This is a genomic window from Pseudoalteromonas sp. T1lg24 (assembly GCF_002964745.1).
In the GTDB taxonomy this organism is placed as follows: Bacteria; Pseudomonadota; Gammaproteobacteria; order Enterobacterales; family Alteromonadaceae; genus Pseudoalteromonas; species Pseudoalteromonas spongiae.
Map to the genome: position 1 here is coordinate 658,433 of NZ_PQCB01000016.1, position 18,470 is coordinate 676,902.

General features: G+C 41.8%; 11 protein-coding genes and 1 pseudogene. 7 read left to right on the forward strand and 5 right to left on the reverse strand.

Annotated elements, in window-relative coordinates; all coding sequences use genetic code 11:
• Positions 1 to 48 precede the first annotated feature (48 nt).
• Complete coding sequence (locus C2M30_RS10425) at positions 49 to 993, reverse strand: HrcA family transcriptional regulator (RefSeq protein WP_105171588.1); 945 nt, start codon at positions 991 to 993, stop codon at positions 49 to 51.
• Between the two features lie 71 nt (positions 994 to 1,064).
• Between C2M30_RS10425 and nadK the strand changes: the two genes are divergently transcribed.
• The 3 genes from nadK (at position 1,065) to recN (ending at position 4,501) form a co-directional block, all read left to right on the forward strand.
• On the forward strand, positions 1,065 to 1,943 hold the full coding sequence (gene nadK / locus C2M30_RS10430) for an NAD(+) kinase (RefSeq protein WP_010560380.1): 879 nt from the start codon (positions 1,065 to 1,067) through the stop codon (positions 1,941 to 1,943).
• A 210-nt stretch (positions 1,944 to 2,153) separates the two neighbouring features.
• Positions 2,154 to 2,672 (forward strand): hypothetical protein, encoded by a 519-nt coding sequence (locus C2M30_RS10435; protein ID WP_105171589.1) that lies wholly within the window; start codon positions 2,154 to 2,156, stop codon positions 2,670 to 2,672.
• Positions 2,673 to 2,836: 164 nt separating this feature from the next.
• On the forward strand, positions 2,837 to 4,501 hold the full coding sequence (gene recN / locus C2M30_RS10440) for a DNA repair protein RecN (protein ID WP_105171590.1): 1,665 nt from the start codon (positions 2,837 to 2,839) through the stop codon (positions 4,499 to 4,501).
• Between the two features lie 96 nt (positions 4,502 to 4,597).
• Here the strand turns inward: recN and C2M30_RS10445 are convergent, their stop codons facing one another.
• From C2M30_RS10445 to C2M30_RS10460, 4 genes are all read right to left on the reverse strand, one after another.
• The gene (locus tag C2M30_RS10445; RefSeq protein WP_105171591.1) at positions 4,598 to 6,013 is read right to left on the reverse strand and encodes an FAD-dependent oxidoreductase; all 1,416 of its coding nucleotides are present in this window, start codon (positions 6,011 to 6,013) and stop codon (positions 4,598 to 4,600) included.
• A 10-nt stretch (positions 6,014 to 6,023) separates the two neighbouring features.
• Positions 6,024 to 10,481 (reverse strand): glutamate synthase large subunit, encoded by a 4,458-nt coding sequence (gene gltB / locus C2M30_RS10450; protein ID WP_105171592.1) that lies wholly within the window; start codon positions 10,479 to 10,481, stop codon positions 6,024 to 6,026.
• Positions 10,482 to 10,960: 479 nt separating this feature from the next.
• Positions 10,961 to 11,860 (reverse strand): substrate-binding periplasmic protein, encoded by a 900-nt coding sequence (locus C2M30_RS10455; protein ID WP_105171593.1) that lies wholly within the window; start codon positions 11,858 to 11,860, stop codon positions 10,961 to 10,963.
• 76 nt (positions 11,861 to 11,936) lie between these two features.
• The gene (locus C2M30_RS10460; RefSeq protein ID WP_010560386.1) at positions 11,937 to 12,269 is read right to left on the reverse strand and encodes a Grx4 family monothiol glutaredoxin; all 333 of its coding nucleotides are present in this window, start codon (positions 12,267 to 12,269) and stop codon (positions 11,937 to 11,939) included.
• Positions 12,270 to 12,763: 494 nt separating this feature from the next.
• Between C2M30_RS10460 and C2M30_RS10465 the strand changes: the two genes are divergently transcribed.
• The 4 genes and pseudogenes from C2M30_RS10465 to C2M30_RS10480 all read left to right on the forward strand — a co-directional run bounded on the left by C2M30_RS10465 (position 12,764) and on the right by C2M30_RS10480 (position 18,336).
• Positions 12,764 to 13,345 (forward strand): Fe-Mn family superoxide dismutase, encoded by a 582-nt coding sequence (locus C2M30_RS10465; RefSeq protein ID WP_010560387.1) that lies wholly within the window; start codon positions 12,764 to 12,766, stop codon positions 13,343 to 13,345.
• A 223-nt stretch (positions 13,346 to 13,568) separates the two neighbouring features.
• Positions 13,569 to 15,492: pseudogene (locus tag C2M30_RS10470) on the forward strand (PrkA family serine protein kinase).
• 38 nt (positions 15,493 to 15,530) lie between these two features.
• Complete coding sequence (locus C2M30_RS10475) at positions 15,531 to 16,811, forward strand: YeaH/YhbH family protein (protein ID WP_100913150.1); 1,281 nt, start codon at positions 15,531 to 15,533, stop codon at positions 16,809 to 16,811.
• Positions 16,812 to 16,827: 16 nt separating this feature from the next.
• Entirely contained in the window at positions 16,828 to 18,336 is a 1,509-nt protein-coding gene (locus C2M30_RS10480; RefSeq protein ID WP_105171594.1) for a SpoVR family protein, read from the forward strand.
• The last annotated feature ends 134 nt before the right edge of the window (positions 18,337 to 18,470 follow it).

The window sequence follows — 18,470 nt, forward strand, 5'->3', positions numbered from 1 at the left end:
TCCGAAATCTTACAACTGATGCTAATTATGGGGATTGATAACCGCCTTTCAAGAGCTAATAGCGCAATTAATCGATATTTCGTTGATAATTGCTTCAATTTTCGCCGACTTTGGACAGAGCACACATAAACGGCCTTGGTATATCTCTTGTGAAAAGTACGGCACGCTCAGTAATAAATAGTCTTCCAACGCACCAAACGGCAAGTTATCGTGGTACATAACCGACATGCCCATTTTCATCGCTAACTTTTGTTCTACATAATCTAAAAATGGCGCGCCAATTTGATTTAACTGCTCGCTAGACAGTGCACCAAATAAATAGTGGCTGCCAATAACAATGCTACTATCTACATGCAGTTTTTCAGCGAGCGCTTTAATCCACATACCCAGTGAACCATGACAAAACATTGGTGCACTTTGGCGCATCGCCGCCATGCGGCGTAACCCTTCGGCCAAGTTATGCCCTGCGAAAACAGTATTTAACCACGCATTAAATTGATTGCGTAATGCATCGTTTGCTTCGCGAGGCTTAGTAATCTGGATGTTTTGGCTATTACCGTCCCTGTCGAATAGTAAAATAAGCCAGTTTTCAAAACTAAAATCGAGCACTTCTGCACGATAAATATGTTGCTGCATCGCCTCTGGCAAACTCACCAACACACACAGTTTATATTGTTGACTTAAGCGATGAGAAAATTCGGTAAGGCTTTGTGCACTGGGTTGCCAATAGTCTGCAATATCAGAAAGTTGAAAAAATTCATCAAACCAATAGCTAAAACCTAGCTCTGTAGGTACACGTCCCGAAGAGGTGTGAGGCGCATACAATAGCCCCGACTTTTCCATACGCGCCATTGCATTGCGTACTGTCGCACTGCAAATATTAATTTGTTTCTGCTTTACCACATGGCTTGATGCAACTGGCGTACCTTCACCATTGCAATATAAGTCCATAACGGCAGAAAAAATGAGTTGATCACGGGCGCTTAATTTCATGATTATTATTTATGGCCTGATGATTAAAAATCAAGATATACTGTAGGCAAGACTTTATCAGTGACGATTTTATGGCACAAGTATTTAATAACATAGGATTGATTGGCAAACCGAACCATGAAGGCGCGGCTGTAACACTTGCCAAACTGCATACCTTTTTAACGGCTCTCGGTTATCAAGTTTACGTTGAAAGCCGTGTCGCTGAACCCATTGTTGATGAAGAATATTCAGCGTCGTTAGTTGAAATTGGCCGCAACTGTGATTTAGCGATTGTGGTTGGTGGTGACGGTAACATGCTAGGCGCTGCTCGCGTGTTGGCCCGCTTTGATATTGCGGTTATCGGCGTAAATAGAGGTAATCTCGGTTTTCTGACCGACCTTGATCCCGATAATTTTGAGCGTGAACTTGAACAAGTGCTGGCTGGTAAATTTAGTGAAGAAAAACGCTTCTTGCTGGAAGTGGAAATCTATCGCCATGAAGTGCTAAAAAGCTCAAACACGGCGGTTAACGAAGCCGTGCTGCATGCCAATAAAGTTGCACACATGATTGAGTTTGAAGCCTTTATTGATAGAGAGTTTGTATTCTCGCAAAAATCTGACGGCCTGATTGTGTCAACGCCAACAGGCTCTACAGCCTATAGCCTTTCTGGCGGAGGGCCCATTTTAAACCCAAAACTAAATGCCATTTCATTGGTGCCTATGTTCCCGCACACACTAACAAGCCGCCCACTCGTGGTGGATGCAAATAGTGAAGTAAAACTGGCATTGAGCCCTGCAAATGATGTGGACTTACAAGTGAGTTGTGATAGTCATGTTGTGTTAGCGGTATTGCCAGGTGATGAAATTGTAATCAAACGAAGTGAGCAACAGTTGCGCATGGTGCATCCAAGCAAATATTCGTATTACAATGTACTGCGCCAAAAGTTAAACTGGGGCAGCCGTTTATATTAATCAACCTGAAATCAACATAACAAATTAAGCTCTAGCGGACACTAAGGCATTACATCGTTAAATGTGCGTACACTAGCCCTATTTTATCGCACAAATTTGTCTTGTACTTGGAAAACCGATAAAACTAGAACGCACAAAAACATTATTGCTAAGTGTGTTACGCAATTTACTTAGCTAGATTCAGAGTAATCAATTGAAAGGAAAGAAAAAGTGGGGTTTGTAGTATTTTTAACCACCGTTTTATTAATTGTACTGTTAACGACATTTTTAGTCATAGATAACAATCGAAAAAAAGCATTAGCACTTGAAAAACAACAACAAAGCGAACGTATCGACGTTGTTAGCTCTCGTTACAGCAAAATAGTGCAAAGCTATGGCAAATCACGCATTGTAAAACCAAAAGACATTAGTGGGTTATCGCAAATCAACAACAATTATTTTGTAATGCAACGTAAAACTGATGAAACCATTACCCACTATGAACAAGTCATCGGTAACCTAACTGACTTACTCGAAAATGAGCTGCTAAAGTTTGAATCGGCAGACGATAAACTAACGTTAAGTAAACAAATTTACGCCTTTGTTGAACAATTACCGACATCTGGCCACCAATTCAACAGTGATTTTTATTGGCATCAATTGCCTTCATTAAGCCAACAAGTGATAACGCCAACACTTGCATCTACCGATGAACACGTTGAGCCGGAACTTCACGAAGAAAACGTTTAATTTGATCTGCGCTAAAGGCTAAATACAAGCCATTAGCGCAATCTCTTTTCAATACATCTACTCACTCCTTTTTTCTTCCACAACAAAATATCTTCATTTTTAACTTGCCTATTTTTTATTTACTGTATAAATTACCAGTTAATGTACTGTATGGATAATCAGTTATGTTAGCATCATTACAAGTAACAAATTTTGCAATTGTTGAACACCTTGATATTGAATGGCATCAAGGTATGACAACTATCACAGGTGAAACTGGCGCAGGTAAATCCATCGCTATTGATGCCCTATCGCTATGTTTAGGCGAACGTGCCGAAGCCAGCATGGTGCGTGAAGGCGCCGATAAAGCCCAAGTTTCGGCGGTGTTTGATATTCAGAACTTACCTGCTGCGCAACACTTTATTAGTGAACATGAATTAGGTGATAGTAGCGAATGCATTATTCGCCGTGTAGTATCGGCAAACGGCCGCAGTAAAGCCTATATAAATGGCGTAATGGTGCCAGCAGGCCAGTTAAAATCTCTCGGCAGCCTGCTTATTTCAATTCACGGCCAACACGCGCACCAACAGCTCAATAAAGCCGGTTATCAATTGTCGGTAGTTGATAGCTTTGCGGGACACGTTGATCTTGTGAACGACGTTAAAACAGCATACAACGCACTGCAATCACTTGAAAAAGAAAAGGCGACGCTAAGTCAGTCACTACAACAAGCAGCAGCCGAAAAGCAATTGCTCGAGTATCAAGTGGCTGAGTTAGATGAGTTTTCACTTGAGCACGGTGAGTTTGAAGAAATTGAACAGCAACATAAGCTGCTAAGTAACGCAAATTCGTTGCTTGAAGGTACACAAAAAGAGCTGCAAATTATTTATCAACAAGATAATTATAATGCGTACTCTATGGTGCAATCGAGCGCAAACCAAATTGCTGAGTTAGCAAGTTTAGATAAAAAATTGGCACCAATCGCCGACTTATTATTTGAAGCAGGTATCAGTTTAGAAGAAGCTGCGCGCGAACTTAGCCATTATCAAGACAGCATTGAGATCGACCCTGCGCAGTTATCAGAACTCGATGACCGTATCGCACGCGCACTTGATTTGGCAAGAAAACACGATATTTCACCTGAAGCAATTCCAGATTTACACGCTGAACTAAAGCAAAGTCTTGCCAACATTGAACAAAGTGACGAACGTCTCGCCGCACTAGAAAGCGAAATCGCCGAAGCTAAAGCACATTATGTGACTGTCGCAACACGCCTTTCGCAAAGCCGAAAAGTCGCAGCAGATGAACTATCAAAGCAAGTTACTGAATCACTAGTGATGTTATCAATGGAAAACGCCAAGTTTGCCATTGTGGTTGAGCAACAAGAGATAACCAGTAGCAAAGGCCTAGACAGCATAGATTTTCAAGTAGCTGCTAACACAGGTCAACGTTTACAACCGCTTGTGAAAGTAGCCTCGGGTGGTGAGCTATCACGTATTAGTCTTGCCATTGAAGTTATTATTGCAGATAAAATGACTACACCAACCTTAATTTTTGATGAAGTCGATGTGGGTATTTCTGGCCCGACTGCATCAGCAGTTGGCAAATTATTGCGCCAATTAGGCAACAGTACACAGGTAATTTGTGTAACCCACTTACCGCAAGTAGCATCAAGTGGCCATAATCAATTTTTTGTCAGTAAAAGCGATGATGGCACCCACACGCATACCCATATGTCGGTACTCGATAACTCGGGACGAATTGATGAAATTGCACGCTTATTAGGTGGCACGAATATTAGTGAAATTACCCGTACTAATGCCTCCGAATTACTGTCGCAATATCATTAAGCAAAAAACATAAATACAAAAAAGGTGGGCATTTGCCCACCTTTTTTAATGTTATAAGCTGCCTTAAATGTTTAACCACATTCAGGCTATACAGCACTAAACTTCGAGATAATCCATAATGCCTTCTGCTGCGTTGCGGCCCTCATAAATAGCGGTAACCACTAAATCAGAACCTCTTACTGCATCGCCACCAGCAAAGATTTTAGGGTTAGATGTTTGATGCGTATATGCGCCTTGCTCAGGTGCCACAATACGGCCCCATTTATCAAGTTCTACATCAAACTTACTTAACCACGGCATTGCATGAGGCTGAAAACCAAACGCCATAATCACCGCATCGGCTGGCACAACATGCTCAGAACCAGCGACTTCCTCTGCACGACGACGGCCATTTTCATCGGCCTCGCCAAGCTGCGTTTTAACCATTTTTACGCCAGTTACTTTGCCGCTGTCATTAAGTACAACCCCTTTTGGTTGTACATTAAACATAAACTCAACGCCCTCTTCTTTGGCATTTTTTACTTCACGTACTGAGCCTGGCATATTGGCTTCATCACGACGATAAGCACACACAACGCTACTGGCATTTTGACGAATTGAGGTACGCACACAGTCCATTGCTGTATCACCACCACCTAACACAACGACGCGTTTGCCTTGCATATTGATGTAAGATTCTGGTGTTTCGTCGTAACCCATTTGAAAATTGGTATTAGCAATTAAAAATGGCAATGCATCAAACACACCATCAGCATCTTCGTTTTCAAGACCTGCACGCATATTTTGATAAGTGCCCACCGCTAAAAATACCGCGTCGTATTCATCAATAATGGTTTGTAGTGCAATGTCTTTACCGACCTCGGTATTTAACACAAATTCAACGCCCATCCCCGTGAAAATTTCACGGCGGTTTTCCATTACCGATTTTTCTAATTTAAACGATGGGATACCGAAGGTCAGTAAACCACCAATTTCAGGATGACGGTCAAACACCACAGGTTTTACACCATTACGCGCTAGAATATCAGCGCAACCTAAGCCTGCTGGCCCCGCACCGATAATAGCAACTTTCTTATCGCTCCAAACCACGTGCGACATATCTGGCTTCCAGCCCATCGCAAAGGCCGTATCAGAAATATATTTTTCGATATTACCTATGGTGACCGCACCGAACTCCTCGTTGAGTGTACATGCACCTTCACATAATCGGTCTTGTGGGCATACGCGTCCACATACTTCGGGTAAACTATTAGTTCGATGCGACAATTCAGCCGCTTCGATAACTTTGCCGGCTTTGATCAGTTTTAACCATTGCGGAATGTAGTTGTGTACAGGACACTTCCATTCACAATATGGATTACCACAGTCAAGGCAACGATCGGCTTGCGAATCAACTTGTTTCGCAGAAAACGGTTCGTAGATTTCAACAAACTGTTTTTTACGTGACGAAATAGGCTTTTTGCGCGGGTCGACACGCTGCACATCGATAAATTGATATACGTTTTGTGACATGGTACTTCTCCTATTGCGCCTGTATTCTTAATTCAGCACTTGAACGTGCTCTATGACCAAGCAAACCTTTCACATCACTCGATTTAGGCTTAACCAATCTAAATTGCGCAATGTATGACTCAAAATCAGCAAGAATTTGCTCTGCGCGATTTGATTGTGTTGCTTCTAAATGCTCGCCAATTAAGCCGCGTAAATGTTCGTGATGAATATTTAAATCTGCAAGCTCTACTAACTCGACCAACTCTGTATTGATGCGTTTATCAAAGTCGCCTTTTTCATCAAGTACGTAAGCAAAACCACCTGTCATACCCGCGCCAAAGTTAATACCAGTATCGCCAAGCACGCACACAATACCGCCAGTCATATATTCACAGCCGTTATCACCGAGTCCCTCTACTACCGCAATCGCACCCGAGTTACGTACCGCAAAGCGCTCACCCGCTCTGCCTGCAGCAAATAATTTACCGCCAGTTGCGCCATACAAACAGGTGTTACCTGCAATCGTTGCATGATGTGATTTAAACGATGAACCAAGCGGCGGACGTACGGTAATTTTACCGCCAGCCATGCCTTTACCGACATAATCGTTAGCATCACCAGTTACATGCAGTTCAAGACCGCCCGCATTCCAAACACCCAATGATTGGCCTGCAGTACCTTGCAATTCGATAATAATCGGATCGGCCGCTAACCCCTGATTTCCGTGAAGGTCTGCAATATAGCCAGATAACAGCGCACCAACTGAACGATCGGTATTTTGAATAGGCGCTCGCAATTTAATAGACGTTTTGCTCTCAATTGCCTCTTTTGCTTGAGCCAACAAACTTTCATTAAGTTTGCCTTCGTAGTGCGATGTATTTGGCGCACTGCAATATAAGGTTTCACCACTCTTATTATTTGGCTTTGCAATAACAGGCGATAAATCGAGCTTGCTTTGTTTTGCTGTTGTGCCTTCAAGCACTTCAAGCAGATCGGTTCGGCCAATTAAATCAACTAATTTAGTTACCCCTAAGCTCGCCATAAGTTCGCGCGCTTCTTCTGCAATAAACTTAAAGTAGTTCATCGCCATTTCTGGTAAACCGTGATAATGCTTCGCACGCAGTGTTTCGTCTTGCGTTGCAACACCTGTTGCACAGTTATTTAAATGACAAATTCGCAGGTATTTACAGCCAAGTGCAACCATAGGTCCGGTGCCAAAACCAAAGCTTTCTGCACCTAAAATAGCCGCTTTAATAATATCTAAACCAGTTTTTAAACCACCATCGGTTTGCAAACGAATACGATGACGTAAACCATTTTCAACCAGTGCCTGTTGCGTTTCTGCAAGGCCAAGTTCCCAAGGACAACCCGCATACTTAACAGAGGTTAATGGTGAAGCGCCCGTACCACCATCGTAACCGGCGATGGTAATAAGATCGGCATAAGCCTTAGCAACACCAGTAGCAATTGTGCCTACACCCGGTTCGGATACTAGCTTCACTGAAATCATGGCATCTGGGTTTACTTGCTTTAAGTCAAAAATAAGCTGAGCTAAATCTTCGATTGAATAAATATCATGATGCGGTGGTGGCGAAATTAATGTTACGCCAGGTACTGAATAGCGCAGCTTAGCAATGTACGGTGTCACCTTTTCACCCGGTAACTGCCCGCCTTCACCAGGTTTTGCACCCTGAGCCACTTTTATCTGAATAACATCCGCATTTTTTAGATAGTGCGGCGTTACACCAAATCGACCCGATGCAACTTGCTTAATGCGCGAGTTCTTCTCGGTGCCGTAGCGAGCTACATCTTCACCGCCTTCACCTGAATTTGAACAGCCACCTAAGCGGTTCATGGCAATCGCTAGCGCTTCATGTGCTTCAGGCGATAACGCACCAATACTCATTGCCGCTGAGTCAAAGCGCTTATAGAGTTCAGTTGCATCTTCCACTTCACTCACATCAATAGCCGTTTGCCCTGTTTTCAGTTTTAACAGGTCACGAATATTTGTGACTGGACGGGTGTTTACTAAATCCGCATATTTCTGATAATCCTGATAATTACCTGAGCGCACGGCTACTTGCAATGTTTGGATCACATCAGGGTTGTACGCGTGATACTCACCGTTATGCACATATTTTAATAAACCGCCGTGGTCGAGCGGCTTGCGCTTGATCCATGCTTTACGCGATAAATTAATAAGATCTTGGTGGAAGTCGTTAAAGTCTGCACCTTGAATACGCGAAACAACACCTGAGAAACATAAGTCTACAACTTCATCGCTTAACCCTACTGCTTCAAAAAGCATTGAACAACGGTAGCTAGCAACGGTACTAATGCCCATTTTAGACATTATTTTGTAGAGACCTTTATTAATTGCATTACGATAAGCCAAGGTCACATCGCGATACGATTTTTCGATGATGCCGGTGTCTACCATTTGTGTTAGCGTTTCATATGCTAAATATGGGTAGATAGCGGTAGCGCCAAAGCCGAGCAATACTGCAAATTGATGTGGGTCACGACAGCTTGCGGTTTCAATAATAATGTTAGTATCACAGCGTAAGTTCTTACTCACTAAACGACGTTGCACCGCACCCACCGCCATCGCAGCAGGGATCGGTAAGGTGTCAGGCGTTAAACCCTTATCGCTTAATACAATCAATACCGTACCTTGACGCGCTAACTCTTCCGCTTGGTCACATACGTTTTCAATTGCCGATAACAATGAGTCATCTTTATCATAATTAATCGACAATGAGGCAAATGAATAATGCGCCTGATCTGCAGAGAGCAACTGGCTCATATCAGAGTAAGTCAATACTGGCGATGAAAACTGCAAGCGTTTTGCGTGGCCTGTTGTCTCGTTAAATACGTTTTGTTCACGACCAATACAGGTAGCCAGTGACATAACATGATTTTCACGTAATGGATCAATTGGCGGGTTTGTCACCTGCGCAAACTTTTGACGGAAATAGTCATACACTAAACGCGAGTGTGACGACAGCACGGCAAATGGCGTATCATCGCCCATTGACCCCGTTGCTTCTTGGCCTGAGTTACCCATTGGGCGAATAACTTGGTCAAGTTCTTCATTACTGTAAGCAAACTGCTTGTGGTAAATCGCCAGCATATCATCGTCGTATTCACGTTGACCGATAAGGTCTTGCTCGTCAATTTCCTCTAATGGTACTAAACGTTTCACGTTATCAGTTAACCACTGCTTATAGGTATGACGCTTTTTCAAATCTTCGTCGATTTCGCACGATTGCCATACTTTGCCATGCAATGTATCAATAACGAGTAATTCACCCGGCCCAACACGGCCTTTTTCTTTAACCTCGTCAGCAGAGTAATCCCAAATACCAACTTCTGACGCTAAAGTAATATGATTGTCTTTAGTAATTACATAACGCGCAGGACGTAACCCGTTTCGGTCTAAGTTACACGCAGCAAATCGGCCATCCGACATTACTAACCCTGCAGGACCATCCCAAGGCTCCATGTGCATCGAGTTAAAATCATAAAAGGCACGTAAGTCTTCATCCATCGCACGGTTTTTCTGCCATGCAGGTGGCACTAGCATGCGCATCGCTCGGAAAATATCCATACCACCCGCTAAGAATAGCTCTAGCATATTATCTAAGCTTGAGCTATCTGAGCCCGATTCATTTACAAAAGGTGCCGCGCTTTGTAAGTCAGGCAGTAATGGCGACGAAAACTTATATGCGCGCGCTCTTGCCCACTGGCGGTTACCTTCGATAGTGTTAATTTCACCGTTGTGTGCAAGGTATCTAAATGGTTGTGCCAACGGCCAGCGCGGTTGCGTATTGGTAGAAAAACGTTGGTGGAAAACGCAAATAGCAGATTCCATGCGCATATCGGCTAGATCAAGGTAGAAGTTCGGCAAATCTGCCGGCATCATTAAGCCTTTATACACCGATACTAAGCCCGATAGGCTCGCAATATAAAAATGATCATCGTTAATTTGTTTTTCGATGCGACGGCGTGCGATGTACAAACGGCGCTCTAAATCTTTTGGACGCCAGCCTTCTGGCGCTGAAATAAAGACCTGTTGAAAATTCGGTAATTGTTCTAGCGCAATCGGTCCTAGACTTGCTGGATTAACGGGCACATCGCGCCAACCAACTAGTTTTAGCGTTTCTTTTTCTAGTTCTTCACTAATAATCTGTTTGTTGTGCTCAGCGATAACCGGATCAGGACTTAGGAATAACATACCAACAGCGTAGTTTTTACCTAAGTGCCAATCGTTTTCAGCGGCAACAGCACGGAAGAAACCGTCTGGTTTTTGCAATAACAACCCACAGCCATCGCCGGTTTTACCATCTGCTGCAATACCACCGCGGTGTTGCATTCGATCTAACCCAGTGATCGCTGTGCGAACTAATTTGTGACTCGGCTGACCTTCAATGTGCGCGATAAGGCCAAAACCGCAATTATCTTTTTCTAATCTCGAGTCATATAACATGTTGGACTCCTCCCTTGCTACAGCTCAAGTGAACAAAACAGTTGTGATTGACGGAAGTATTGGCATGACCGTATCGAAGTTTTATGACATTTCGATAAGTAATAGCGATTTTGTTAACGCGAAACAAAGGTTGCTAATGTTGGTACGTGCCGTGTGTTCACTTGCGCGATTCTCAAAATTAACCAAGATATTGCTTAGAGTCAACCAAATTGTGAATACATATTCAGGTTATTGAATATTTTTCACTTATACATAAATTCAACAAATTTGCCGACAAAAGCCTCTAAACTGGGGTTATCTTGGTTATAGGATCTTATTGACACCGGTATCATATTAACACCATGTAAATAAAAACAACTCTCAATTGTAGTTTACGTAAACGTAAACTATTCATGATTTTGAATATTTATTCATGGTAATACCAATTAACCGAAAACCCACTTTTTAAACTTGAATTATCTTGTACATCAGGCAGGACGCTAGTTTGCGGGCGCACACTTTCCAGCGTTTTGTTGAATGGTTTTAATCGTTCCGGCTTGCTCAAACTCTGATAGCTTGGCATTAATTTTAACTTGCAGCGATTGCCACATTGCGTTGCGTTTACTTATAGCATAGTAAAAATCATTATATTGAAAGGCGGGTTCAATGAATTTAATTTGATTTTTGTCACCTTGCACGTCGTGACTTAATAGGTAATCGACCACATTGGGATCAGCAACAATGTAATCTACCCGACTCGCCAATAAGAGTTTTAGGTTTTGTTGATCATCGCGCGCTTGAATTGCATTAAAAAAGCCAAGATCAAGGTGCTTATCAAACTCAGGGGTATTTTGATACCCTCTTACAACGCCAATTCGTGCCCCTTGGATCGATTGAAAAGTGCCATCATACTTTGCTTTATAATTTTCACGGCTCATTAGCCCAATTAAGCCGCCTGCGTAAGGAGTCGATAATGCTAAGTTGTTGCGTCTAAAACTATTCGCTATTACATCACTGGGGGCGGTCACTTCTATAAAGTATTCTGGAAACAAAATATCAGCCTGCCCTAATTCAGCCATGCGTACCGAGCGAGCCCAAGGAAAAAACTCGACACTAATACCAAACCCAAGTTCATTAAATAGCGCAGCGGTAAGTGTGAATACCCAACCTTTGTTACATAAATTACGGTCAATGTATGGCGGCCAATCAAGTGTCACTAAACTTAATTGCTGTGGTAATTCACGGGCTATTTCAAAACGGTTGGCAGAGGGCTGATTAACGGTGATCGTTTTAGTTTGTTGCTGATGTTGATATGAAAGTTCAAATGATTTTGCAACGCTCTCTAAACTCAATAAAAACAGCGTAACAACGAGAGGAATATAATAAGGTTGAAAAGTCATACTAAGCTTAAAACATCATACTAATGATTTAAGCTTAGCAAAAATACCACAAAATCAATTACTACTTAACGTAATATTATTCTGCTTCTTTATTTTTAGCGGCTACTTCAGTGATTAAAGGTTGTAGTTCACCGCGTTGGAACATTTCAACAATAATGTCACAACCACCAATTAGCTCACCTTCAACCCATAACTGTGGGAACGTAGGCCAGTTTGCATAAGCTGGTAACTCTGCACGGATATCAGGGTTTTGAAGAATATCAACGTATGCAAATTGCTCACCACATGCCATTAAAGCTTGTGACGCTTGAGATGAAAAACCACAGCTCGGTAATTTTGGAGAGCCCTTCATATAAAGTAGAATTGAGTTTTCTGCGATCTGTTGCTTAATCTTGTCTAACGTTTCCATTTACTACCTCGACACCTTTTGGCGTAATTTATCTTTGTTTAGCAATTCAACCGAGTGATTTACTCGCCTTATTTGGCACACTAGCGCAGTTTCATTGTCGATTATTACTCTTTTTCAACATGCCAATAGGCCTATTCGCATCTATTGGCAGGCATTTGACCATACACATCTCACACACTAAATTATCAATTACATCGGTTAAAACGAGCCGATAATCGCGCGTTAGGCCTTAGCTCAAATACCTAGCTGAAAAAATATCAACAAAGTTAAATGCACCCTATCACAATAGGTGAATTTTCTTTAAGTTAATACTATGCTAGACGCGTTGAATAACAGTTAAAATGTAACTAACTGTTTATAATATAACCGCAAATTATTTCTAGCATTGCTGTTTATAAAAACTTGAGTAAAATACTCGGGTATAGTTTAACACTTATATCGGACATCTTCATGTAAAATGTTGTCCGCTTTTTTAACGCCAACGGAGAAATAAAATGGCTTTTGAACTACCGTCACTACCATATGCAATCGATGCGCTTGAGCCGCATATCTCAAAAGAAACACTAGAGTTCCACCACGGTAAGCACCACAACACATACGTTGTAAAACTAAATGGTCTAGTAGAAGGCACTGACTTCGAAGGCAAAACTCTTGAAGAAGTAGTATGTAGCTCTGAAGGTGGTGTATTCAACAACGCAGCACAAATCTGGAACCACACATTCTACTGGAACAGCCTTTCACCAAACGGTGGTGGCGAGCCAACAGGTAAAGTTGCTGAGCTAATCAACGCAAAATGGGGTTCTTTCGCTGAATTCCAAGCTGCTTTCAACGACAAAGCTGTTAACAACTTTGGTTCAAGCTGGACATGGTTAGTACAACTAGCTGACGGCAGCCTAGACATCGTTAACACGTCAAATGCGGCTACACCACTAACTGAAGCGGGTGTTACGCCAATCATCACTGTTGACCTTTGGGAGCACGCTTACTACATCGATTACCGTAACGTGCGTCCTGAATACCTAAACGGTTTCTGGGCACTAGTTAACTGGGAATTTGCAAACGCAAACCTAGCTTAATTCCTATTTTTGTCAGTAAAGCGCATGCGTTTTACTGACATTTCCCAGCACTTTTCATAATTCCTCACCGACTATTGCATAATATTCAACGCTCTGAAATATAGTAAAGTTTTTTCTTTAAATATCTTTTATTTATCTCGCACAATCAAAAATCCCGTCTAACCTTATAAATAGTGGCTAGTTTTATTGCTGTTGCAAAATTTCCGGTATTTAGGAGGTCTATATGACAATTTTTGATCATTTCCAATCTCGTTACGAAGCCGCAAAAGAAGAAGAATTTACTATTGCTGAGTTTCTCGAGATCTGTAAAGAAGATAAATCCGCCTATGCCAGCTCAGCAGAGCGGTTATTAATGGCGATTGGGCAGCCTGAAATGGTGGATACATCACAAGATCCAACACTCAGTCGTATTTTTTCTAACCGTGTTATTGCGCGCTACCCTGCCTTTAAAGAATTTTATGGCATGGAAGAAAGCATTGAACAAATCGTTGCCTACTTAAAGCATGCAGCGCAAGGGCTTGAAGAATGCAAACAGGTACTTTATTTACTTGGCCCTGTAGGTGGTGGTAAGTCGTCGCTTGCTGAAAAGCTAAAGTACCTAATGCAAAAAGTACCTATTTATTGCCTTAAAGATTCCCCTGTAAATGATCACCCCCTTTGCTTATTCGACCCAGTAGAAGACGGCGATATCCTCGAAAAAGAATATGGTATTAGCAATCGATACATAAAAACAATTATGTCACCGTGGGCCACTAAGCGCCTGCACGAATTCAACGGTGATATTACGAAATTTAAAGTAGTAAAACGTTACCCATCTATTCTAGACCAAGTTGCTATCGCGAAAACTGAACCTGGCGATGAGAATAACCAAGACATCAGCGCGCTTGTAGGTAAAGTAGACATTCGTAAGCTTGAACACTTTGCGCAAAGCGATGCGGATGCATACGCCTATTCCGGTGCACTTTGCCATGCTAACCAAGGTTTAATGGAATTTGTTGAAATGTTTAAAGCACCAATTAAAGTGCTTCACCCATTATTAACCGCAACCCAAGAGGGTAACTACAATGGTACCGAAGGTCTCTCTGCTCTGCCCTTCAATGGTATGATTTTGGCTCACTCTAATGAATCAGAATGGCAAACGTTTAAAGGCAATAAAAACAACGAAGCGTTTTTAGACCGTGTTTACATTGTGAAAGTGCCTTATTGCCTGCGTGTTTCTGAAGAAATGAAAATTTACGAAAAACTACTACAACACTCAGAACTAAACGAAGCGCCATGTGCCCCAGGTACACTAGAGACGCTAGCGCAGTTTTCAGTGTTATCACGAATTAAAGAGCCTGAAAATTCAAGTCTTTATTCAAAAATGCGCGTTGTACGATGGCGAGAGCTTAAAAGACACCGATCCTAAGGCTAAATCGTTCCAAGAATACAAAGATTACGCCGGTGTTGACGAAGGCATGAACGGCCTATCAACGCGTTTTGCCTTTAAGATTTTATCGCGTGTTTTCAACTTTGACCATACTGAGGTGGCAGCCAATCCAGTTCATTTATTCTATGTGCTAGAGCAACAAATTGAGCGCGAACAATTCCAACAAGAAACCCAAGAGCGCTACCTTGAGTTCTTAAAAGGTTTCTTAATTCCGAAGTATGTGGAGTTTATCGGTAAGGAAATTCAAACCGCTTATTTAGAATCCTATTCTGAATATGGCCAAAACATTTTCGACCGTTATGTAACCTATGCCGATTTCTGGATCCAAGATCAGGAGTTCCGCGACCCAGATACAGGCCAATTATTTGATAGAGCTGCACTCAATGCAGAACTAGAGAAAATTGAAAAGCCAGCGGGAATTTCTAATCCAAAAGATTTCCGCAACGAGATCGTAAACTTTGTTTTAAGAGCTCGTGCTAACAACAATGGTAAAAACCCTGTTTGGACGAGCTATGAAAAATTAAGAACGGTCATCGAAAAGAAAATGTTCTCAAATACCGAGGATCTACTGCCTGTTATTTCATTCAATGCAAAAACCAGCGCCGAAGATCAACAAAAGCACGAGGACTTTGTTAACCGCATGGTTGAAAAAGGCTATACAGCTAAACAAGTTCGTTTGCTCAGTGAATGGTATTTACGAGTTCGTAAGTCACAGTAAGTTAGTAGTAATTGTAAAGAAGACCTACGGAGGCGTATATGGCACATTTTATTGACCGACGCTTAAACGGGAAAAACAAAAATACGGTTAACCGCCAACGTTTTATTAAGCGTTACAAACGCCAAATTAAAGAGGCGGTTTCCGATGCGATTGCCAAACGCAGCGTAACTGACGTGGAAACAGGCGAAAGTATTTCGATTCCAAGTCGTGATATGCAAGAGCCTATTTTCCATCAAGGTAAAGGTGGCAAACGCGATATGGTGCATCCAGGCAATGACCAATTCAGTCAAGGGGACAGAATAAAACGCCCCCTTGGCGGACAAGGTCAAGGTGGTGGCGAAGGTGATGCCAGTGACTCTGGAGAAGGCCAAGATGATTTTGTTTTTTCCATTTCAAAAGATGAATACTTAGACTTGCTGTTTGAAGATCTTGCACTGCCAAACTTGAAACAGAATCAACTCAACAAGTTAGTTCAAATGAAAACCCATCGTGCTGGTTACAGTAACGATGGAGTGCCCTCAAATATTGATATTGTTCGTTCATTGCAAGGCTCAGTCGCAAGACGCATTGCCATGACCGCAGGCAAAAAGCGTCAATTAGCTGAACTTGAGCAAAAACTTGCTGAGCTTACAAAAAACAAAAAGGACAACCAAAGCGAAATTGCCCTACTTGAAAAAGAAATAGAGCAACTTAAAAATAAAATTGCCACAGTACCGTTTATTGATACCTTTGATTTACGTTTTAGAAACTATGAGAAGCGCCCTGAGCCAAGTTCTAAAGCTGTGATGTTTTGCTTAATGGATGTGTCGGGCTCGATGGATCAAGCAACCAAAGAAACCGCAAAACGGTTTTATATTTTGCTTTATTTATTTTTAACCCGTACCTACAAAGACATCGAAGTTGTTTACATTCGTCACCATACCCAAGCGAAAGAAGTCGATGAACACGAGTTTTTCTATTCGCAAGAAACGGGGGGCACAATCGTATCAAGCGCATTAAAGCTCATGGACGAAATAATCAAAGAGCGCTATGACTCGGAACAGTGGAATATTTATGCTGCGCAAGCATCTGATGGTGATAACTGGGCTGATGATTCGCCACAATGCAGTGATTGGCTTACAAATAAAATTCTGCCTGTTACGCGCTATTACGCTTATATCGAAATCACCACACGAGCACATCAAAGCTTATGGCGTGAATATCAAGTGCTCGCCGATACCCATGAAAACTTCGCCATTCAACACATTAAATCTGTGGAAGACATTTACCCTATATTCAGAGAGTTATTTAAAAAAGATACCACCGCAGATGTAGCTTAATTTTCAAGGACTAGTTATGAGTAAAAAAGTACTAAGCGATGGTCCTGATTGGACATTCGATTTACTCGGAGAATACCAAACCGAGATTGCTAGGGTTGCTGAGATTTACCGCCTCGATACTTACCCTAATCAAATTGAAGTAATTACCGCAGAGCAAATGATGGATGCCTACTCCAGTGTTGGCATGCCTATTGGCTATAATCATTGGTCTTTTGGCAAAAAATTTATTCAAACAGAGCAAAACTACAAGCGTGGTGCAATGGGACTTGCCTACGAAATTGTAATCAATTCAGATCCGTGCATTGCATACCTAATGGAAGAAAACACCATGCCAATGCAAGCACTGGTTATGGCACACGCGTGTTATGGGCATAATTCATTTTTTAAAGGTAATTACCTTTTTAAAACCTGGACCGATGCAAGCTCTATAATTGATTATTTACTGTTTGCTAAAAATTATATAGCCGAATGTGAACAAAAGTACGGCGTTGAAGAAGTCGAAAAACTACTCGACTCGTGCCATGCATTAATGAATTATGGTGTAGACCGCTACAAACGACCTCAACAAATATCCCTTTTTGAAGAACAAAAAAGGCAGAAAGAACGCGAAGATTACTTACAATCTCAAGTAAATGAATTGTGGAAAACCATTCCCTCACAACAAAACGAAGCTGAAACACAAGCCGCACGCTTTCCCAGTGAGCCACAAGAGAATATTCTTTATTTTATTGAAAAACGAGCACCATTACTCGAAATATGGCAACGCGAAATAATCCGTATTGTGCGCAAAATTTCGCAATATTTTTACCCACAAAAGCAAACTCAAGTAATGAATGAAGGTTGGGCAACATTTTGGCACTACACCTTACTTAATCACTTGTACGATGAGGGAAAGTTAAGTGATGCCTTTATGTTAGAAGTGCTGCAATCCCATACTAATGTTGTGTATCAGCCGCCTTACAACTCGCCCTACTATTCTGGCATTAACCCCTATGCCCTCGGTTTTAATATGATGGTGGATATTCGTCGTATATGCGAAAACCCAACAGATGAAGACAAACGGTGGTTTCCTGAAATCGCTGGCAGTAATTGGCTCGATACTTTGCATTTTGCGATGGAAAATTTCAAAGATGAAAGTTTTATCAGTCAGTTTTTATCGCCTAAGTTAATGCGCGACTTTAAGTTTTTTTCTATCTTAGATAACGAGAAAGAAAGCCATTTAGAAGTCAGTGCAATTCACAATGAATCCGGCTACCACGCCATTCGTCAGGCACTCTCTGAGCAATATAACCTAAGTAATTTAGAACCCAACATTCAGGTGTTTAATGTTAATGTAAGAGGCGACCGTGCGCTTACACTGCGTTATACGCCACATAACGATATACCGCTTGCGAACACTAAAGACCAAGTGATTAAACATTTATATCGTTTATGGGGGTTTGACGTGATTTTAGAGCAAGAAGATGCAAACGGTGAAATAACAGAAATTGCCCGTTGTCCGCTCTCAACTGCGGATAGTATTTAAAGCGACTGTGTGAACAAGTAACCCATCGTCGCGACCTAAGTTAGGCAAAATCAACCAAATTAGGTTACATCTCAAGAAATTAAAAAAGGCTTTTAACAAGCCTTTTTTAATTTCTTATAACCATGCTATTTCAG